At 74.4% G+C, this 1,086-nt stretch carries 1 pseudogene; it reads right to left on the reverse strand.

The window, feature by feature from the left end:
* Positions 1-95: 95 nt before the first annotated feature.
* Positions 96-989, reverse strand: a pseudogene (locus ABZ749_RS35585) (FtsK/SpoIIIE domain-containing protein); the annotation flags it as partial.
* Between the last annotated feature and the right edge of the window lie 97 nt (positions 990-1,086).

Raw genomic sequence — 1,086 nt, forward strand, 5'->3', positions numbered from 1 at the left:
ACGATCGGCGTCGGCCTCGTCCGTAGCCTCGCGCGTGATCTCGGCCAGCAGGTCCATGCACTGCTCGCCGGCTCCACCGTGCACGTCGCCCAGTACGCGAACCGTGCGAAGGAGACCCCCTCCTTGAAGTCCAGCAGGTAGAACTCCAGCTCGGCGGGGGAGTAGCGGGCCGCCAACGCGCCGATCCACGCGAAGATCAGGTTGGTCTTGCCGGTGCCGGACGGCCCGCCGATCAGCGCGTGCGGTGGGTAGTCGCCGAGCGTCAGCCGCACCGGCCGACCCTGTGGGCCCTCACCGATCGGCGCGGTCAGCCCGTCGGCGGAGTCCTCCCGCCACATCAGCTCGGCCGGGGGCAGCAGGTCGGTGAAAGGAGTCGGCGGCGGGCCCGCGTTCACCCGGGCGGCGACGTCCCGGCAGGTCTCGGTGACCAGCGCCGCCGGCGGCGGTGGGTCCAGCCGGACCGGCAGCCCGGCCGAGCCGCCGATCCGCGCGCCGGACACGCCGGCCACCACCCGGGTCACCGTCGGATCCTCCGGCAACGGCACACCGTGCACCACCAGGTGTACGCCGCAGGCGGCGCCGGCCCGCACCACCCGGTCCAGTTGCCCGCGCTCGTGCCGGTTCAGCTCCTCCCCGCCGAGCAGCACCGCCACCCGCCACGGCTCGGGCCGTCGGCCGGTCGCCGCCGCCAGTTCGCGCAGCGACGCGTACTCACCGGCGAGGACCGTCTCGTTGATTCGGCGGATCTGCTCCACCAGGTCGTCGAGCAGCGGGCCCAGCCCGCCCGGGCCGACGAAGGTGAGCAGCCCCGCCGTGCCCAACGGGGCGAACCCGGCCAGGCCGCCGCCGAGCTGGTCCGGGTCGTACCCGACCAGTCGTACCACCCCGGGGTCGGCACGGCCGACGGCCCGCAGCAGCAACGCGGACACCACCGCGTCGCAGCCGGCGCGGTCGTCCCCGGAGAGGTGCACGTGCCCGGCGTCGAGCAACGTGAGCGTCGGTGATCGTGCCGAGTGGAACGCCTGGCGTACCCATCTCGGCTGCCCGGAGCTGAGCGTCCGGGTCTACGACGCCGGCGGCGAAATC

Source organism: Micromonospora sp. NPDC047753 (assembly GCF_040642735.1).
Classification (GTDB): Bacteria; Actinomycetota; Actinomycetes; order Mycobacteriales; family Micromonosporaceae; genus Micromonospora.